The sequence below is a fragment of the Streptomyces changchenzhani genome, assembly GCF_039766235.1.
Lineage (GTDB): Bacteria > Actinomycetota > Actinomycetes > Streptomycetales > Streptomycetaceae > Streptomyces.
The window spans coordinates 1-18,684 of record NZ_JBDHNH010000028.1 but is presented as its reverse complement, the minus strand read 5'-3'; the positions used below and the strand labels follow the sequence as shown (position 1 = coordinate 18,684).

Annotated in this window: 16 protein-coding genes; 7 read left to right on the top strand and 9 right to left on the bottom strand. The window is 67.5% G+C overall.

Annotation, left to right across the window (positions count from 1 at the left end; translation table 11 throughout):
- Nucleotides 1–269: 269 nt before the first annotated feature.
- The 3 genes from ABCR94_RS38895 to thyX form a co-directional block, all read right to left on the bottom strand.
- On the bottom strand, nt 270–1,955 hold the full coding sequence (locus ABCR94_RS38895) for a ribonuclease J (RefSeq protein WP_347126155.1): 1,686 nt from the start codon (nt 1,953–1,955) through the stop codon (nt 270–272).
- 113 nt (nt 1,956–2,068) lie between these two features.
- On the bottom strand, nt 2,069–2,968 hold the full coding sequence (gene dapA / locus ABCR94_RS38890) for a 4-hydroxy-tetrahydrodipicolinate synthase (RefSeq protein ID WP_347126154.1): 900 nt from the start codon (nt 2,966–2,968) through the stop codon (nt 2,069–2,071).
- Nucleotides 2,969–3,182: 214 nt separating this feature from the next.
- Nucleotides 3,183–3,953: an FAD-dependent thymidylate synthase gene (gene thyX / locus ABCR94_RS38885; protein ID WP_347126153.1), complete on the bottom strand. Its 771-nt coding sequence runs from the start codon at nt 3,951–3,953 to the stop codon at nt 3,183–3,185.
- Between the two features lie 175 nt (nt 3,954–4,128).
- Between thyX and ABCR94_RS38880 the strand changes: the two genes are divergently transcribed.
- Together ABCR94_RS38880 and ABCR94_RS38875 are read left to right on the top strand one after the other, a co-directional pair.
- Nucleotides 4,129–4,368 carry a hypothetical protein gene (locus ABCR94_RS38880; RefSeq protein ID WP_347126152.1) on the top strand — a complete coding sequence of 80 codons (240 nt, stop codon included), beginning with the start codon at nt 4,129–4,131 and terminating at the stop codon, nt 4,366–4,368.
- A 109-nt stretch (nt 4,369–4,477) separates the two neighbouring features.
- A complete protein-coding gene (locus ABCR94_RS38875; RefSeq protein ID WP_347126151.1) occupies nt 4,478–5,035 on the top strand; it encodes an SCO5741 family PH domain-containing membrane protein in 558 nt (185 codons plus the stop codon).
- A 70-nt stretch (nt 5,036–5,105) separates the two neighbouring features.
- Here the strand turns inward: ABCR94_RS38875 and ABCR94_RS38870 are convergent, their stop codons facing one another.
- From ABCR94_RS38870 to eccD, 6 genes are all read right to left on the bottom strand, one after another.
- The gene (locus ABCR94_RS38870) at nt 5,106–5,558 is read right to left on the bottom strand and encodes a tetratricopeptide repeat protein (protein ID WP_347126150.1); all 453 of its coding nucleotides are present in this window, start codon (nt 5,556–5,558) and stop codon (nt 5,106–5,108) included.
- A 13-nt stretch (nt 5,559–5,571) separates the two neighbouring features.
- The gene (gene dapB, locus ABCR94_RS38865; RefSeq protein ID WP_347126149.1) at nt 5,572–6,324 is read right to left on the bottom strand and encodes a 4-hydroxy-tetrahydrodipicolinate reductase; all 753 of its coding nucleotides are present in this window, start codon (nt 6,322–6,324) and stop codon (nt 5,572–5,574) included.
- Nucleotides 6,325–6,416: 92 nt separating this feature from the next.
- The gene (locus ABCR94_RS38860) at nt 6,417–7,796 is read right to left on the bottom strand and encodes a M16 family metallopeptidase (protein WP_347126148.1); all 1,380 of its coding nucleotides are present in this window, start codon (nt 7,794–7,796) and stop codon (nt 6,417–6,419) included.
- A complete protein-coding gene (locus tag ABCR94_RS38855; protein WP_347126147.1) occupies nt 7,793–10,015 on the bottom strand; it encodes a polyribonucleotide nucleotidyltransferase in 2,223 nt (740 codons plus the stop codon). Before ABCR94_RS38855 ends, ABCR94_RS38860 begins: the two co-directional genes overlap by 4 nt.
- Nucleotides 10,016–10,284: 269 nt before the next feature.
- Entirely contained in the window at nt 10,285–10,575 is a 291-nt protein-coding gene (rpsO, locus tag ABCR94_RS38850) for a 30S ribosomal protein S15 (RefSeq protein ID WP_283522706.1), read from the bottom strand.
- Between the two features lie 164 nt (nt 10,576–10,739).
- Nucleotides 10,740–12,239, bottom strand: a complete 1,500-nt coding sequence (gene eccD / locus ABCR94_RS38845) for a type VII secretion integral membrane protein EccD (protein ID WP_347126156.1) — start codon at nt 12,237–12,239, stop codon at nt 10,740–10,742.
- 373 nt (nt 12,240–12,612) lie between these two features.
- Between eccD and eccCa the strand changes: the two genes are divergently transcribed.
- The 5 genes from eccCa (at nt 12,613) to ABCR94_RS38820 (ending at nt 18,640) form a co-directional block, all read left to right on the top strand.
- Nucleotides 12,613–16,590 (top strand): type VII secretion protein EccCa, encoded by a 3,978-nt coding sequence (gene eccCa, locus ABCR94_RS38840; protein WP_347126146.1) that lies wholly within the window; start codon nt 12,613–12,615, stop codon nt 16,588–16,590.
- A gap of 155 nt (nt 16,591–16,745) precedes the next feature.
- Nucleotides 16,746–16,937: a hypothetical protein gene (locus ABCR94_RS38835; protein WP_347126145.1), complete on the top strand. Its 192-nt coding sequence runs from the start codon at nt 16,746–16,748 to the stop codon at nt 16,935–16,937.
- 1 nt (nt 16,938) lies between these two features.
- Nucleotides 16,939–17,349, top strand: coding sequence for a hypothetical protein (locus tag ABCR94_RS38830; RefSeq protein WP_347126144.1), 411 nt, complete (start codon nt 16,939–16,941; stop codon nt 17,347–17,349).
- Nucleotides 17,350–17,487: 138 nt separating this feature from the next.
- Nucleotides 17,488–17,907, top strand: coding sequence for a hypothetical protein (locus tag ABCR94_RS38825; protein WP_347126143.1), 420 nt, complete (start codon nt 17,488–17,490; stop codon nt 17,905–17,907).
- Nucleotides 17,864–18,640 carry a hypothetical protein gene (locus ABCR94_RS38820; protein ID WP_347126142.1) on the top strand — a complete coding sequence of 259 codons (777 nt, stop codon included), beginning with the start codon at nt 17,864–17,866 and terminating at the stop codon, nt 18,638–18,640. The genes ABCR94_RS38825 and ABCR94_RS38820 overlap by 44 nt, the downstream gene beginning before the upstream one ends.
- The last annotated feature ends 44 nt before the right edge of the window (nt 18,641–18,684 follow it).

The following is an 18,684-nucleotide window of genomic DNA, read 5'->3' as shown; positions in this document are numbered from 1 at the left end:
GGGCGCTTCCCTTCGGTATTTCGTGTTTCCGACTCTATCAGACGCTTTCGTGTCCGATTCCCCGTCGGCGGGGTGCTTTCCAGGTTCCCGCTTTCGCGTTTCCCTTTCCGGCGATTCCGACTTTACCAGAAGTTCTGAGTCGGAATTCCCGACCCGATTGGGCTGATCCAGACACAAGAGTGTGCCCGGTTCCCGTTCAGATGGAGATCTAAACCTACTGGAGCGGGGCTCCCCGATGCAAATCGGGGAGCCCCGCTCCAGGATCGGCGTCAGACCTCGACGACGACGGGCAGGATCATCGGGCGCCGGCGGTAGGTGTCGGAGACCCACTTGCCCACCGAGCGGCGGATCAACTGCTGGAGCTGGTGGGGCTCGGCGACTCCGTCGGCGGCCGACTTCGCGATGGCCTCTTCGATCCTGGGGACCACGGCGGAGAAGACCGCGTCGTCGATGCCGGAGCCTCGGGCGTGGATGTCCGGGCCCTTAACGATCTTGCCCGTGGTGCTGTCGACCACGACGAAGACCGAGATGATCCCCTCGTCACCGAGGATGCGGCGGTCCTTGAGCGAGGCCTCCGTGACATCGCCGACCGACAGGCCGTCGACGTACACATAGCCTGCCTGGACCTTGCCGACGATCTTCGCGCGGCCGTCGATCAGATCCACCACCACACCGTCCTCGGCGATGACGATGTGGTCCTTGGGGACACCCGTGAGGGCGCCGAGCTCGGCGTTGGCGCGCAAGTGGCGCCATTCGCCGTGGACCGGCATCAGATTCTTCGGCTTGCAGATGTTGTAGAAGTACAGCAGCTCGCCAGCCGAGGCGTGGCCCGAGACGTGGACCTTGGCGTTGCCCTTGTGGACGACGTTGGCGCCCCAGCGGGTCAGGCCGTTGATGACGCGGTAGATCGCGTTCTCGTTGCCCGGGATCAGCGACGAGGCCAGGATGACTGTGTCGCCCTGGACGATGCGGATCTGGTGGTCGCGGTTGGCCATGCGCGAGAGCGCGGCCATCGGCTCGCCCTGTGAGCCGGTGCAGACGAGCACGACCTGGTGGTCCGGGAGGTCGTCGAGTGTCTTGACGTCGACGACGAGGCCGGCCGGGACCTTCAGGTAGCCCAGGTCGCGGGCGATACCCATGTTCCTGACCATCGAGCGGCCGACGAAGGCGACCCTGCGGCCGTGCTCGTGCGCCGCGTCGAGTACCTGCTGGATGCGGTGGATATGGCTGGCGAAGCTGGCCAGGATGATGCGCTTCTGGGCGCTCCCGAATACCTGCCGCAGAACGTTCGAGATGTCCTTCTCGGGCGGTACGAAGCCCGGGACCTCGGCGTTCGTGGAGTCCGACAGCAGAAGGTCGATGCCCTCCTCGCCGAGCCTGGCGAAGGCGCGCAGGTCGGTCAGACGGCCGTCCAGCGGGAGCTGGTCCATCTTGAAGTCGCCGGTGTGGACGACCATGCCCGCCGGGGTGCGGATGGCGACGGCCAGCGCGTCCGGGATGGAGTGGTTGACCGCCACGAACTCGCAGTCGAAGGGGCCCACGCGCTCGCGCTGTCCCTCGGTGACCTCAAGGGTGTACGGGCGGATGCGGTGCTCCTGGAGCTTCGCCTCGATCAGCGCGAGGGTCAGTTTGGAGCCGATCAGCGGGATGTCCTGCTTCAGTCTCAGCAGGAACGGCACACCACCGATGTGGTCCTCGTGGCCGTGCGTGAGCACGATGCCTTCGATGTCGTCGAGGCGGTCCTTGATGGACGTGAAGTCCGGCAGGATCAGGTCGATTCCGGGCTGCTCCTCCTCGGGGAAGAGCACGCCGCAGTCGACGATCAGCAGTCGGCCGCCGTATTCGAAGACCGTCATGTTGCGGCCGATCTCGCCGAGGCCGCCGAGCGGTGTGACGCGCAGACCGCCCTTCGCGAGCTTCGGCGGCGTACCGAGTTCAGGATGCGGATGGCTCAAAAGACTCTCCTCACCACACACGCCACGTACCGCTGAGGCACGTGGCGCGCATGACATTCGTGCACTTGCTGTTGTCAGGGTGGGATGTGCGTATTCAGTTGTGAAGTCTGTGGTTAGAGCTGCACTCCGCCGGCCGCGAGGTCCTTCTTGAGCTGCGCCTCTTCCTCCGGCGTGAGCTCGACCAGGGGCAGGCGCAGCGGGCCGGCGGGCAGGCCCTGGAGGGTGAGAGCGGCCTTGGTGGTGATGACGCCCTGGGTACGGAACATGCCGGTGTAGACCGGGAGCAGCCGCTGGTGGACCTCGGTCGCTTTCCGGACATCGCCGGACAGGAAGGCCTCAAGCAGGGCTCGCAGCTCGGGGGTGACCACATGGCCCACGACCGAGACGAAGCCGCAGGCACCGACGGACAGGAGCGGGAGGTTCAGCATGTCGTCGCCGGAGTACCAGGCCAGGCCGCTCTGCGCGATGGCCCAGCTGGCGCGGCCGAGGTCGCCCTTGGCGTCCTTGTTGGCGACGATCCGCGGGTGCTCGGCCAGCCGGACGAGCGTCTCGGTGTTGATCGGGACACCGCTGCGGCCGGGGATGTCGTAGAGCATGACCGGAAGCCCGGTGGTGTCGGCGATGGCCGTGAAGTGCCGGAAGAGCCCCTCTTGCGGGGGCTTGTTGTAGTACGGGGTCACAGCGAGGAGGCCGTGGGCGCCGGTCTGCTCGGCGGCGCGGGCCAGCTCGACGCTGTGACGGGTGTCGTTGGTGCCGACTCCGGCAACCACATGGGCGCGGTCTCCGACGGCTTCGAGCACAGCCCGTACCAGGTCGTTTTTCTCCGCGTCGCTGGTGGTCGGGGACTCACCAGTGGTGCCGTTGACGATCAGGCCGTCGTTGCCTGCGTCCACCAGATGGGCGGCGAGGCGCTGGGCACCGTCGAGGTCGAGTGCGCCGTCAGCCGTGAACGGCGTGACCATGGCGGTGAGGACCCGCCCGAAGGGGGTCTGCGGAGTGGAGATCGGAGCCATGGGTAACACGCTACTCGCTGCTCAACGCCTGGTGTCCCCTCGGGGGACGTGAGACATGTCTGAACCAGAACCCGGCACTGCTTGCTCGGGGGTTCAAGCAGTGCCGGGTCCGTTTGATCAGCCTAGATGAAATTCTCGAAGTGTCGCAATACGGACACTTCGGGCGGCTGACCGTACACCTGTGCCCAGGAACTCCGTAGAGCCTGCTCAGAAACTACGGTGCGACCCGCCCGTTGCCGTTGAAAGCCGCGTGCGTGAGGGGCATGAGTCCGGCCCAGTGCGCCTCCATCTGCTCCCCCACCATCTCGATCTCGCGCTGCGGGAAGGACGGGACCTTCGCGAGCTCGTGCTGGGTGCGCAGGCCGAGGAAATGCATCAGCGAGCGGGCGTTGCACGTCGCGTACATCGAGGAGTACAGGCCGACGGGGAGCACCGCGCGGGCGACCTCGCGGGCGACGCCGGCGGCGAGCATCTCCTGGTAGGCGTCGTACGACCGGCGGTACGAGTCCTCCATGGCGCGGCCGGTGAGCTCCTGCTGGGCCTCGGTGCCGTCGACGAATTCGTACTTGCCGGGACGGCCCTGCTGGACGAGCTTGCGGGTCGCTCCGGGGACGTAGAAGACCGGGTCGAGCTCCCGGTAGCGACCGGATTCCTCGTTGTACGACCAGCCGACGCGGTGCCGCATGAACTCGCGGAAGACGAAGATCGGGGCGCTGATGAAGAAGGTCATCGAGTTGTGCTCGAAGGGGCTGCCGTGGCGGTCCCGCATCAGGTAGTTGATGAGCCCCTTGGAGCGCTCCGGGTCCTTCGAGAGCTCCTCCAGGGACTGCTCGCCCGCGGTGGAGACACGGGCGGCCCACAGCACGTCGGAGTCGCCCGCGGTGTGCTTCACCAGCTCTACGGTGACTTCGCTGCGGAACGTGGGCTTTGCGGTCTCGGCGGGGGTGCCGTCAGGGGTCACAGTCACCTGCGGGGGTCCTTCCATTTGCTTCGCTCGGGCGACGCACACTCTACGGCGCGGGACCGACATCGACGGCCCGCCCGATCGCGTTGGGCCACTCGGACATTCTTCGATCGATTCCGGGAAATCGGGCACCAAGTAGCAGTTCTATACGTCTGTACCTGTAGACACCCCCGTTAGAGATTTCAGGAGCCGCCCCATGCTGCGCCGGCGAGAGTCCGTCCCCTTCGCATTCGTTGCCGAGGCCGACCGATTCCGCAGTAATGTCACCCCACCTCCACGCGAACGAGCCAGCGCATCGCAGCGCTTCGGCAGTGTGCTGATCGGCATGACCGTCGTCGCCGGGCTGGTCGGATCGTTGCTTTTCGGGCTTCCCGCCCTCGATCACACGCAGTCCTCCGCCGCGACGCAGAAGTCCGAGGCCGCCGAAGGGCGGTGAATCGTGGTTGGTTACTCTTCCGGACCCCCTGAGGTGGCCCGGCGAAGACCGCCTCGGTAGCCTCACCGGGCACAGCCGAATCGAGCGTGCTGGTGAGTGAGGATCCGTCGTGCCCCTACCCTTCCTGACGGCCGACCGTGTTTTTGAAGCGCCCGGTGAGACGGCCGGCGATGTCGCGCTGCCTTTCGACGACCACGACCAATGGCGACGGCCCTACCGTCCCGGGCCGTGGCGCGTCGGAGCGGCGGCGCTTCTTCTGCTGCTGGCGTCCTTCGTTCTGCTGGCCGCGATGATCATTGCCTTCGCCAGCGCCCTGCCGGGTGCCGGGATCTGTCTGGGCATCGCCGTCGTGGTGATCGCCTGCGCCCTGCGCCTGCTGCGCGTCGGCGCCTGGGTCAGCCGGCACGGACTGCGTCGCGTGGGCTTCTTCCTGACGACCACCGTGGCGTGGGACCGGGCCTCGACCGTTCGTACAGTCCAGCAGCCCGTCCGGTGGCTCGGACTGCCGCGCGCCGTGCAGGGCCAGGCGCTCGTCGTCGTACGGCCGGGTGGTGAACCGCTGCAGCTGCTCACCGATCACAACGCGGACTTCCTGTCGCGGGTGGAGGCCTTCGACCGGGCGGCCGACACGGTCGAGGCCTGGAGCGACGAGTACCGGACCGCCTGAGCCGTAACAGGGCATGTGTAAGGGGGCGTCCCGACCGGACGCCCCCTTACACATGCGGCTGCGCGGGCCGCTACGCGCGGACCGGCCTGCCGTCGTGCAGGGCGATCGCGTGCTGCATCGCCTTGCGCGCCCGCGGGGTGTCCCGTGCGTCGTGGTAGGCGACCGCGAGTCGGAACCAGGAGCGCCAGTCGTCCGGCGTGTCCTCGGTCTCCACGCGGCGCCGGGCGAACACCTCGTCGGCGGAGTCACGGTCGATGCGCCCGCCCGGCGTACGTACCAACTCGTCCACGGGCAGGCCTCCTTCGGCTTCCAGCTCCGCGGCCAGCAGGTTCGCCTTGCGGGCGAACTGCGTGGTGTGCCACAGGAACCAGAGGCCGATGGCCGGCAGGATCAGCACCGCCACGCCGAAGGTGACGGTCAGCAGGGTGCCTTCCCGTATGAGCAGGTAGCCGCGGGTGCCGACCAGGACGAAGTAGACGACCAGGACGGCGGCGAGGGTGAAGTACGTGATCTTTGCGCGCATGGCTGTCGTGCCGTCAGTTCAGGTCGAGGATGTTTTCCAGGCCGAAGGTGAGGCCGGGAGTGGTCACCACGCGGCGCACACCGAGCAGGATGCCCGGCATGAAGCTGCTGTGGTGCAGGGAGTCGTGCCGGATGGTGAGGGTCTCGCCCTCGCCGCCGAGGAGGACCTCCTGGTGAGCCAGGAGGCCGCGGAGCCGCACCGAGTGCACAGGGACACCCTCCACGTCCGCGCCGCGGGCGCCGTCCAGCGCCGTGGTGGTGGCGTCGGGCTGAGGAGCGCTGCCGGCCTGCGCGCGCGCCGCCGCGATGAGCTGTGCGGTGCGGGTCGCGGTGCCGGACGGGGCGTCGGCCTTGTTCGGGTGGTGCAGTTCGATGACCTCGACGGACTCGAAGTACGGCGCGGCCTGCTGCGCGAACTTCATGGTGAGGACCGCGCCGATGGAGAAGTTGGGCGCGATGAGCACGCCCGTCTGCGGGTTGGCATCGAGCCATGAGCCGAGCTGTGCGAGGCGGGTGTCGGTCCATCCGGTGGTGCCGACGACGGCGTGGATGCCGTGGCGCACACAGAAGTCGAGGTTGCCCATCACCGAGGTGGGCGTGGTCAGCTCGACGGCGACCTGGGCGCCGGCCTCCGCTAGGGCTTCCAGCTTGTCGCCCCGGCCGAGCGCAGCCACCAGCTCCAGGTCGTCCGCGGCCTCGACGGCCCGTACCGCTTCGGAGCCGATACGGCCCTGCGCACCGAGAACGGCCACACGCAGCTTGCTCATTGCTTGCCTCTTTCCAGACGTCTTTCCGGACGACCCGAACGGTCCGGCCGCCCCGGTCGGCCGCTCGGACCGACCGGGGCGGCCCGACCGGCCTAGGTGACTGATTCGTGCAGGCGGTCGGCCTGCTTGTCCTTCAGCGGACCGATGACCGACAGCGAGGGACGGTGCCCCAGTACCTCGGCAGCCACTTCCCGTACTTCGTCGGGGGTGACTGCCGCGATCCGGGCGAGCATGTCGTCGACAGACATCTGCTCGCCCCAGGCCAGCTCGCTCTTGCCGATGCGGTTCATCAGCGCACCGGTGTCCTCAAGACCGAGGACCGTCGAGCCGGCGAGCTGCCCGACGGCGCGGGCGATCTCCTCGTCCGGCAGTCCGTCGGACGCGACCTTGTCGAGCTCGTCGCGGCAGATCTTCAGTACGTCGTGGACCTGGCTGGGCCGGCAGCCCGCGTAGACGCCGAAGAGACCGCAGTCGGCGAAGCCCGAGGTGTACGAGTACACGCTGTAGGCCAGGCCGCGCTTCTCGCGTACCTCCTGGAAGAGACGCGAGCTCATGCCGCCGCCGAGAGCGGTGTTGAGCACGCCGAGTGCCCAGCGCCGGTCGTCGGTGCGGGCGAGGCCGGGCATGCCGAGGACCACATGGGCCTGCTCGGTCTTGCGGTTCAGCAGCTCGACACGGCCCGCGGTGCGGATCGTGCGCGAGCCGTCGCGCGGGGCGAGCGGCACCGCGTCCGTACGGCCCAGCGCGCCGGCCTTCTCGAAGGCCTTGCGGACCTGACGTACGACCGTGGCGTGATCCACGTTGCCCGCGGCCGCGACGACGAGGTGCGTCGGGTCGTAGTGCTTCTTGTAGAAGCGGCGGATCCGGTCGGCCGTCAGTGCGTTGACGGTGTCGACGGTGCCCAGGACCGGGCGGCCGAGAGGGGTGTCGCCGAGCATGGTGTGCGCGAACAGGTCGTGCACGCAGTCGCCCGGGTCGTCCTCGGTCATCGCGATCTCTTCGAGGATGACACCGCGCTCGGCGTCGACGTCATCGGGCTCGATGAGGGACCCCGTCAGCATGTCGCAGACGATGTCGATGGCGAGCGGGAGATCGGTGTCGAGCACGCGTGCGTAGTAGCAGGTGTACTCCTTCGCCGTGAAGGCGTTCATCTCTCCGCCGACCGCGTCGATGGCGGAGGAGATGTCGAGGGCACTGCGCTTCTTGGTGCCCTTGAAGAGGAGGTGCTCCAGGTAGTGCGTGGCGCCGTTGAGCGAGGGGGTCTCGTCGCGGGAACCCACATTCGCCCAGATGCCGAAGGTCGCCGAGCGGACGGAGGGCAGGGTCTCGGTGACGATGCGCAGGCCCCCGGGGAGGGTGGTCCTGCGGACCGTACCGATGCCGTCCTTGCCCTTGAGCAGGGTTTGGGTACGGGCGACGGCCCGCGCCTCCGAAGAGGCGCGGGCCGTCGTCACAGAACTACGGGACGTCACTTGTCGGTGTCGTCCTTCTCATCGGCGTCGGAGCTCTCTTCGCCATCGATCACGGGGATCAGGGAGAGCTTGCCGCGGGAGTCGATCTCGGCGATCTCGACCTGGACCTTCTGGCCCACACCGAGGATGTCCTCGACGTTCTCCACACGCTTGCCGCCGGCGAGCTTACGGATCTGCGAGATGTGCAGCAGTCCGTCCTTGCCCGGCATGAGCGAGACGAACGCACCGAAGGTGGTGGTCTTGACGACCGTACCCAGGTAACGCTCGCCGACCTCCGGCATGGTCGGGTTGGCGATCTGGTTGATCGTCGCACGGGCGGCCTCGGCGGCCGCACCGTCGGAAGCACCGATGTAGATGGTGCCGTCATCCTCGACCGAGATGTCGGCGCCGGTGTCTTCCTGGATCTGGTTGATCATCTTGCCCTTGGGGCCGATGATCTCGCCGATCTTGTCCACGGGGATCTTGACACTGATGACCCGCGGGGCGTTCGGGGACATCTCGTCCGGGACGTCGATGGCCTCGTTCATCACATCGAGGATGTGGAGGCGTGCGTCGCGGGCCTGCTTCAGCGCGGCGGCCAGGACCGAGGCGGGGATGCCGTCGAGCTTGGTGTCGAGCTGGAGCGCGGTGACGAAGGTCTTCGTACCGGCGACCTTGAAGTCCATGTCACCGAACGCGTCTTCCGCACCGAGGATGTCGGTGAGGGCGACGTAGTGCGTCTTGCCGTCGATCTCCTCGGAGATCAGACCCATGGCGATACCGGCGACGGCGGCCTTGAGGGGCACACCGGCGTTCAGCAGCGACATGGTGGAGGCGCAGACCGAGCCCATGGACGTCGAGCCGTTGGAGCCCAGCGCCTCGGAGACCTGGCGGATCGCGTACGGGAAGTCCTCGCGCGAAGGCAGCACCGGCACGATGGCGCGCTCGGCGAGCGCTCCGTGGCCGATCTCGCGGCGCTTGGGCGAACCGACGCGGCCCGTCTCACCGACGGAGTACGGCGGGAAGTTGTAGTTGTGCATGTAGCGCTTGCGGGTCACCGGGGAAAGAGTGTCCAGCTGCTGCTCCATACGGAGCATGTTCAGGGTGGTGACGCCCAGGATCTGGGTCTCGCCACGCTCGAACAGCGCCGAGCCGTGCACGCGCGGGATGGCCTCGACCTCGGCGGCGAGCGTACGGATGTCCGTGACGCCACGGCCGTCGATGCGGACCTTGTCCTTGATGACACGCTCGCGGACGAGGGACTTCGTCAGCGCGCGGTACGCACCGGAAATCTCCTTTTCGCGGCCTTCGAACTGCGGGAGCAGCTTGCCGGCGGCGATCTCCTTGATGCGGTCCAGCTCGGCGTCACGGTCCTGCTTGCCGGCGATGGTGAGCGCCTGCGAAAGCTCGGACTTGACGGCGGCGGTCAGCGCCTCCAGGACGTCGTCCTGGTAGTCGAGGAAGACCGGGAAGTCACCGGTCGGCTTCGCTGCCTTGGCGGCGAGGTCCGACTGTGCCTTGCAGAGCGCCTTGATGAAGGGCTTCGAGGCGTCCAGACCGGCGGCGACGATCTCCTCGGTCGGGGCCTCGGCACCGTCCGCGACGAGCTGGATGGTCTTCTCGGTCGCCTCGGCCTCGACCATCATGATCGCGACGTCGCCGTCGTCCAGGACGCGGCCCGCGACCACCATGTCGAAGACTGCGTCCTCAAGCTCGGTGTGCGTCGGGAAGGCGACCCACTGGCCCTTGATCAGGGCGACGCGGGTTGCGCCGATCGGGCCGGAGAAAGGCAGGCCCGCCAGGATCGTGGAGCAGGAGGCGGCGTTGATCGCGACCACGTCGTACAGGTGGTCGGGGTTGAGCGCCATGATCGTCTCGACGATCTGGATCTCGTTGCGCAGGCCCTTCTTGAAGGAGGGGCGCAGCGGCCGGTCGATCAGGCGGCAGGTGAGGATCGCGTCCTCGGAGGGCCGGCCCTCACGGCGGAAGAAGGAGCCGGGGATCTTGCCGGCTGAGTACATCCGCTCCTCGACGTCCACCGTGAGGGGGAAGAAGTCGAGATTTTCCTTGGGCTTCTTGGAAGCGGTGGTGGCCGACAACACCATGGTGTCGTCGTCCAGGTACGCCACGGCGGAACCGGCGGCCTGCTTGGCCAGCCGGCCCGTCTCGAAGCGGATGGTGCGGGTGCCGAAAGTACCGTTGTCAATAACGGCCTCGGCGTAGTGGGTCTCGTTCTCCACTAGCGTTATCTCCTCGTCTTCGTCCCCTGGCCCGTGTGGCGTGGGGACGGTGGCGGAGAAGCGCTTCAGCTGCGGGCCGGTCTTCGATCGAAGCTCCCGGGGTGCGTGATCCGGGGGCCACTACCGAGGACCGGCGGCGGGGAAGCCGCTTCTCGCTCGTACTGTGTTTCGTTGTACGACCAGACTACTGAGCGTCCGGTACGTCCCGCACGTACAGCAAAGGGAGCGGTCCCCCAGAATTGGGAACCGCTCCCTTCACGACGTCCGTCTTACTTGGCGCCGCCGGCCGCACCGCGGCGGATGCCGAGGCGCTCGACCAGGGCACGGAAGCGCTGGATGTCCTTCTTGGCCAGGTACTGAAGCAGGCGGCGACGCTGGCCGACCAGGATCAGCAGACCACGACGCGAGTGGTGGTCGTGCTTGTGGACCTTCAGGTGCTCGGTCAGGTCCGAGATACGGCGCGAAAGCATGGCGACCTGGACCTCGGGGGAGCCGGTGTCGCCTTCCTTCTGGGCGAACTCGGTCATGATCTGGTTCTTCGTTACGGCGTCGAGCGGCACGCGTACTCCTCTTGGTCTTCGTGGCTTCCGAGTGCCCCAGGTCTATTTCTCTGGGGAGCTTCCATTACTCGGGAGCGGGGGTCCGTCGAGCGCAGTCCGCGCAGTCCTTGTCGGGGCTGCGGCGAACGCGTACACAAACGGCCACTACGCAGAGTACCAGCCAGTCAGGAGGTCATCGCACGGATGGAGTGGTAGACGTCGAAGACCGCCAGACACAAGGGTACGAGTGACAGCAGCACGCAGGCTTCCGCGATCTCCAGGAAGCGCCCCCAGAAGGGGGTGACGCCCTTGCGCGGCACGATCAGCCCGATGGCGGTGATCAGTGCGGCGACGGCGGCGACCGTGGCGGCGAGCCAGACGGTACGGACGTCGAGCCCCGCGCCTTCGCCCTTGAGTGCCTCTCGGATGAGCCCTTCGGGCGGGTTCAGGGCCAGGCCGAGCCCGAGCAGCACCAGGGCGCCGAGGCCCGCGGCCAGGGCGCAGCCGACCTGCGCGGTGTAGCGGAAGAGGTGGGCGCGGGTCAGCATGGCCAGGCCGGTGGTGAGGGCGAGCAGCTGCCCCCACAGGTTGTCGGAGAATCCGAGCACCGCGGCGGCGCCCACGGCCACCAGGGCGCAGCCGCCGACCAGGCCGACCAGCAGCTCATGGCCGCGCCTGGCCTGGGCGGCGATGCGCTCGCCGTCGACCGGGCCGGGCGGCTCGGGGTCGCTCCCGTAGTCGCCGGCGCTCGTGCGGGGCGGCTCGAAGCCGATGGGGAGGCGGGCGAAGCGGGTGGAGAGGCCGGGCAGGAAGGCGAGGGCTCCGACGGCGAGCGGGGAGCACACGGCTGCGGTCTCGACGGGCTTCATGCCGGTCGTGATGGCGGCGAAGGTGACCAGCAGGCCGACGGCCGCGGCGAAGACGAACGCGACGAAGGGGCCGTCCCCGGCGGGGGCGACGATCATCAGGACGATCGAGGCGACCAGCACGGCGGTACAGGCGAGCAGGAACTGCAGTCTGCCGATGCCCTGGCCCGCCTCCAGCGGGAGCAGCCCGGCGCCGGCGACCGCGGCGTTCGCCAGCGACCCGATTCCCAGCGCGACGGCCGAGCCCCGGTCGTCGTACACCCGTGCGCGTACGCCGGCGAGGGCCAGCAGCAGCGCTCCCGCGACGGCGGCGAGGACGCCCGGCAGGCCGTGCATGTCGTGCCGGGGGTCGGCGGTCCACAGCACGAAGGCGAGTAGGACGAGCAGGACGGATCCGCCGAAGAGACCGGCGGCGCGCATCAGGCGGTCGTTCCACAGCGTGCGGTCGCGGGCCACGGCGGACGCGACGGCGTCGGAGACGTCGTCGAAGACCGCCGGGGGCAGCGACTCGGCGAAGGGGCGCAGCGAAAGGAGCTCGCCGTCGAGGATGCGCTGGGCGAGCAGGGAGCGTGTGCTGTCCAGCACGGTGCCGTCGCGGCGCACCAGGTGGTAGCCGACGGGGGCGCCCTGCGCGGGGCTCTGACCGGACAGCCGGAGGATCTCCGGGTGGAGGTCGGCGACGGGGATGTCGTCGGGCAGCGCCACGTCGACGCGTCCGTCGGGCGCCACAACGGTGACGCGGCAGAAACCCGTTCCGCTGGTGGACGGTGTCCCGGGACCCGGGTGTCCGGCTCCGGTGGCCGCTGCTTGGGCCGTCATACTCACCTGCTGCTCCCCCTGTGGTGTTCAACTGTGCTGTTCAACTGTGGTGGCCACGTGTGGTGCTCGTGTGTCGTGCTCGCGTGTGGTGGCCGGTGCGGTGATCCGTGCAGCGATCTGCCGTGGTCACGTGCGGGGATCCGTGGTGGTTACGTGTGGGGATCCGTAGTGGTCACGTGTGGTCCAGGATCGTGACTTCGCGCAGCGCCCCGAATGACCCCTTTTTGCAGCAGTTCGCGATCGCGTACACACGTCGCGTCACCTTATCGCCAACCGGTCCGCCGTCGCGCCAGTAAGATCCATCCGCGGATGGGACCCGTCGCCACGGGGCGCCGAAAGGAACTTTTCTGTCCTGCAAGGGAATTGGTGAGCTGTGAGCCAGATCGTCGTCAAGCGCCCGCCGCGGGCTTTGCCCACCGAAGTACCCGGTGATCAGGTGCAGTTGCAACCCCCGCCAGAACTGCCCAGAGGGCAGCAGGAGGGTGCGTTGATGCAGCTGCTGCCGATGCTGGGCATGGGCGGCAGCGTCGTCTTCTTCTTCATGACGCCGAATCCGATCATGCGGATCATGGGCATGATCATGATCGCGTCGACGGTCGCCATGGCCATCGCGATGCTGGTGCGCCACCGGCGCGGGACCCAGGGGCAACTCGCCGACATGCGGCGCGACTACCTGAAGTACCTGACGCAGACCAGGCGCACGGTACTGAGGACCGCGCACCTCCAGCGTGACGCGCAGTTCTATTTGCACCCCTCCCCCGAGCAGCTGTGGGCGCTGGTCGCCGAAGGCAGCCGGGTGTGGGAACGCCGGATCGGCGACCCGGACTTCGGGCAGGTGCGCATCGGTCTGGGCAGCCAGCAGCTCGCCACCCCACTGATCGCCCCCGAGACCGCGCCCGTGGACGAGCTGGAACCGCTGACCGCGGGGGCCATGCAGCAGTTCCTGTCGGCGCACGGCACGCTGGACGGCCTGCCCATGGCCGTTTCGCTGCGCGCCTTCTACCACTTGACGATCAGTGGTGAGGCGCAGTCCGTACGTTCCACCGCACGCGCCGTGGTCGGCTCGCTCACCTCGCTGCACTCCCCCGAGGACCTGGTCGTCGCAGTCGCCACCGGGCCCGACGCGGCCCCGCACTGGGAGTGGGCGAAGTGGCTCCCCCACGTCCAGGCCCCGGGCGACGGTGACGGCGCGGGCAGCCGTCGCCTCATCACCACGGACGCGCAGGACCTGGAGGGGATGCTCGCCGCGCGTCTGGAGGGCCGCCCGCGCTTCCAGTCGGGCGGCCACCCGCTGCTGGAGCAGCCACACATCGTCGTCGTACTCGACGGGCAGTCGATACCCGCGATGTCGGCGCTCGCGGCGGCCGAGGGGCTGCAGGGTGTGACGGTCATCGAGGTCGTACCCGGCGAGGTCAACGGGGCACGCGGCGGGCTGTCCGTGGTGGTGCACCCCGAATCGCTGCGGCTGGAGTCCGGGCACGGCCACGTCTACGACGGGGCGCCGGACCGGCTGAGCCGCGAGGCCGCCGAGGCGCTCGCCCGCCAGCTCGCGCCGCTGCGGGTGGCGGCGGGCGGGGACGACGACGAACCACTGCTGGCGAACCTGGAGTTCACCGATCTGCTGAATCTGGGCGACGCGGCCTCCGTCGACGTGAGCCGCACCTGGCGCCCCCGCTCCCAGGCGGAGCGGCTTCGCGTGCCGATCGGTGTCGGCGAGGACGGCGCTCCGGTGATGCTGGACCTCAAGGAGGCGGCGCAGGAGGGCATGGGGCCGCACGGCCTGTGCGTGGGCGCCACCGGCTCGGGCAAGTCCGAGCTGCTGCGTACGCTCGTACTCGGCCTTGCCGTCACCCACTCCTCGGAGACCCTCAACTTCGTCCTCGCGGACTTCAAGGGCGGCGCGACCTTCGCGGGCATGTCGCAGATGCCGCATGTCGCCGCGGTGCTCACCAACCTCGCGGACGACCTGACGCTTGTTGACCGTATGGGCGACTCCATCCGCGGCGAGCTCAACCGCCGGCAGGAGATGCTGCGCGACGCGGGGAACTACGCGAACATCCACGACTACGAGAAGGCGCGGGCCGCGGGTGCCGCGTTGCAGCCCATTCCCTCGCTCGTCCTGGTGATCGACGAGTTCAGTGAACTCCTCACCGCCATGCCGGACTTCATCGAGATGTTCGTGCAGATCGGACGTATCGGGCGTTCCCTGGGTGTGCATCTGCTGCTCGCTTCGCAGCGCCTGGAAGAGGGCCGGCTGCGCGGCCTGGAGACGTATCTGTCGTACCGGATCGGTCTGCGGACCTTCTCTGCGGCCGAGTCGCGCGCGGCGCTGGGTGTGCCTGACGCGTACACGCTGCCCAATGTCCCTGGCTCCGGCTTCCTGAAGTTCGGCACGGACGAGATGGTGCGGTTCAAGGCGGCGTACGTCTCCGGGGTGTACCGCGCGAACCCCGGGCAGCGCGCCGCGCTCGGGGGTCCGCTTCCGGTGGACCGCAGGCCCATGCCGTTCACGGCCGCGCCGGTGCCGGTCCGTTACGTCGCGCCGGATGCCCGGAGCCTCGTACCGGACGCGGGCACGGCGGAGGACGACGCGCTGGCCGACACCGTGCTCGATGTGATCGTGCGGCGGTTGGAGGGGCGGGGCGCGGAGGCGCACCAGGTGTGGTTGCCCCCGCTGGACAGTCCGCCGCCGCTGGACGAGCTGCTGCCCGGACTCGCGGGTGTGCAGGGGCGCGGGCTGACGCAGCCCGGGTTCGAGGGGGCGGGCCGGCTCGTCGTACCGCTGGGTGTGGTCGACAAGCCGTTCGAGCAGCGTCGCGACACGCTCTACCGGGACTTTTCTGGAGCGGCCGGCCACATGCAGATCGTCGGTGGCCCGCAGTCCGGCAAGTCGACCCTGCTGCGGACGCTCATCTCGTCCTTCGCGTTGACGCACACCCCGCAGGAAGTGCAGTTCTACGCACTGGACTTCGGCGGCGGCGGAATGATGTCGATCGCCGGTCTGCCGCATGTCGGCGGGGTCGCGTCACGTCTCGATCCCGAGCGGGTACGACGTACGGTCTCCGAGGTCTACGGCATCCTGGCGCGGCGCGAGGAGTACTTCCGCAGCGCGGGCATCGACTCCATCGCCACGTTCCGCAGGCTGCGGGCGCGCGGTGACATCTCGGTCGCGGAGCAGCCGTGGGGCGACGTATTCCTGGTCATCGACGGCTGGGGCAACTTCCGCGCGGACTACGAGGGCCTGGAGCAGCTCGTCCTGGACATCGCGTCGCGCGGACTCGGCTACGGCATCCATGTGATCCTCACCGCGTCACGTTCGATGGAGGTGCGCGCGAACCTCAAGGACCACCTGATGAACCGGCTCGAACTGCGGCTCGGCGACACCATGGACTCCGAACTCGACCGCAAGTTCGCGGTCAATGTGCCGGCGGGTGTGCCGGGGCGCGGACTGACCCCGGAGAAGCTGCACTTCATGGCGGCGGTGCCGCGGATCGACGGCATCAACTCCGACAGCGACCTGTCGGAGGCCACGTCCGCCATGACGCAGGAGGCCGCCCGGCACTGGACGGGGCCGGGGGCACCCGCGGTGCGGCTGCTGCCGCGCGAGCTGCCGGTGTCGGAACTGCCGCCGGGGCACGCCGTCCCGGAGCGCGGAATCGCCTTCGGGATCGACGAGAACAACCTGGAGCCGGTCTTCGTCGACTTCGAGCACGACCCCTTCTTCCTGGTGTTCGGCGAGGGCGAGTCGGGCAAGTCGAATCTGCTGCGGCTGCTCATCAAGCAGCTGAGCGAGCGGTACGACGGCAACGCCTGCAAGCTCTTCGTGATCGACAACCGGCGTGCACTCCTGGACGTGACCCCGCCGACGCACCTGGCGGAGTACGTGCCCATGTCCAACAACATGGAGCACCACGTCGACGCCCTCCTCGACCTGATGCAGCGCCGCACACCGTCGGCCGACGTCACAGCGCAGCAACTGCGGGAGCGCAGCTGGTGGCAGGGCCCGACGGTGTACGTGGTCGTCGACGACTACGACCTGGTGTCCACATCGAGCGGCAACCCGCTGGCCAGGCTCACGGAGCTGCTGCCGTTCGCGCGTGACGTGGGCGTCCGGTTCATCATCGCCCGCAGTTCGGCGGGGGCGAGCAGGTCGGCGTACGAGCCCTTCATGCAACGGATGATGGAGCTGGGCGCGCAGGGCGTGATGCTCTCCGGCGACCCGAACGAGGGCGACATCTTCGGCAACGTACGGCCGCGGCCTATGCCTGCCGGGCGGGGCGTCTTCGTATCGCGGCGGCGGGGGAAGCCGCTGGTGCAGACGGGGTTTGTGGGTGAGGTGCAGGAAGGGTGACGGGCAGCCAAAGCCCGACAGCGACTGGTTGGACACCGAGTTGTGCGCACTCAGGACACGGGGTGCGGATAGCTCCTGCGGAGAGCCACGGTACGTGGTCAGGCCTATCCAGAATATGGCCACGCAGATGCCACGCACGGGGAAGAGATCCACAGATGGCATGGGACGAGTGGGAGCAGTTGAAGGCCGACGCGGCCGAGAGGCAGTCCTCGCAGATGCAGCTCAATCAGGTTGCGCCTGAGCCCAGCGGCGGCGGTTGGGCGGGGCGGCCGGGCGACCTGAGGGTGAACCAACAGGACCTGGCAGCCGTCGGGAACAGCGCGTTCGCGTTGTTCGAGCGCAGATGACATGGCGAGGATCGCGAAGAAGAATCCAAAGGATCTTACTGCCGAAGACTTCGACAAGCTCAATGCCGGCATGAAGAAGTATCGCGACGACCCGCTGTTCTCGGAGCAGTTCGCCACACGGATGGGCGCCAAGGGAACTCTGGAGTTCTGGGCTGGAATCAACAGCCCACACGAGAACCCAGAACTGACGCACAGCCGTCACGACAAGTTCGGTGAACTCCAGAAGAGCCTCGGCCTCACCCTGGCGAACGCCACCCAGTCGGACAGCCCAGAGATGCAGCGCCGGGAGAAATGCATGGTGGGCCTAGGCAGCGAGTACGTTCCAAAGGACACTGGCCGGGCCATGGGCTTCCAGGTCATGAGTAACCTGATGCGCTGGGGTGACTACGACGACAAGTTCCTGAAGGACTAAGGCACCGGACTCATCAAAACAGAGAAGGATCGCAGCGAGAACGGTCGCCGCTCCGCTGCCGAGTCGTGGAACACGGTCGCCGGCCCCCTCCTCAACCGGACAGGGACCGATTCCGGCAATGATCCTATGACGGGCTTCATGAAGGCACTGGCCAACAGCCCCGATGCGTCGACCGACTTCTTCAACGACTCCTTCGTGACGAAGAACGAGGACCACGATTTCCTAGAGGACACAGAGGACAAAAACACGTACGAGGGGAAGCGCTCGCTAAGCAATTTCGACTACCTTTTCGAAGAGCGCGATTGGCTCAAAGACGTCGACGAAAAAGGAAAAGAGAGCGTCACGGGGCGTGACTTTATGGCGCAGGCTCTGGAGTCTGCTACAACAGGGCACCCTGCGGGAGAGCAACCGGCGAAGGGGCTGGCCCCGCACAACGCGGAGCAAGCCGACCTCATGGAGAACATTGTCGCTTCGATCACCGAGGACGGTGAGCGCCTGAACGAAACACGGCCACATGTCCGACAGTATGGGCCAGATCGCAGCCGAATACCTGCCTGACATCAGCCGGGCCATGGCCGATGATAAGCACGGAAACACAAACGTACTTTTCCCAATCGCAGGCGCTGCCGCCAACCTGAGCCACACGAGCGTCACGCGCTTTCTCTTCCTCGTGGGTCAGGACCCCGATGGATATGCGAATGTCGAAACCGGCCAGAAATCTTACATGGCGAACCTTATGGATTACCATCTGAATCCAGATACCCCTGCTGACCAACAGTATCCGCATCCACCTAAAGACACCATCACGGCAATCTCGCACAGGTTGGGTGAAATCGCCGGAACTCTGGGCGGTGGCCGTCAAGAAGCCGTGTTGGGACCAGCAAAGGAAGCCGACAGCGACTTCGACGACGCGGTTGCCCAGAAGAAGAATACCTGGTCAGGTGCGATTGGCACGGGCGTCGGAGTAGAGGTGAGCTCTATTGCTACCCCCGTCGGCGGCGCCGTGGCTGGTGGCGTAGCCGGAACCGTCAGTAGCGTAGTTCTCGAGCACCTCTTTCAGAAATCCGAGGCGGAGAATCTTAACAATGCTGACCAGAATGCAGCTTCCCGGCGGGAGGACAGCAAAGACAAGAATGGCACTCGGAGCCAAGAAGCGGCCAAAGCAGCCGTCAAAGCCCACAATTCACCAAATGCCTCCGGGGCAGCCGACTGGGCACTCACCGGGACGGCCGCCGGCTTCACCGAGGCCTCAGCCAGTCTTAGCCAAATGGCCAAGCCGGAGCCCAAGTAACAATAACGATGACCTGTATCATTCTCACACGAAATTGAGGCCGC